The organism is Virgibacillus sp. GM2-2, from assembly GCF_055329585.1.
Genome location: NZ_JBUZWC010000164.1, coordinates 1 through 235 on the forward strand (window position 1 = coordinate 1; position 235 = coordinate 235).

Consider the following 235-nt stretch of genomic DNA (forward strand, 5'->3'; position numbering starts at 1 on the left):
GCGGCGGTGGGGGTCAACGAGACCTTCACGGTGGCGTCGGGTCTGGACCACGTGATCCAGGTGAGCGACTTCGTGGTGCCGGCGGGAGCCGATCCGTACGTCAACACGGCGTCGGCGACCTGCTCGCCGGCGGGCTTCGAGAACGACTTCACGGACACGGCGAGCTGGTCGATCGACCTGTTCCAGGCGGCGATCGAGCTGACCAAGACGGGTCCGTCGCTGTCGAAGGTGGGTG

At 67.7% G+C, this 235-nt stretch carries 1 protein-coding gene; it reads left to right on the forward strand.

Going from position 1 to position 235, the window contains the following annotated elements; all coding sequences use genetic code 11:
• A partial coding sequence (locus ACY9Z2_RS19385) for a hypothetical protein (RefSeq protein WP_463611308.1) occupies positions 1–235 on the forward strand: 235 nt, incomplete at both ends.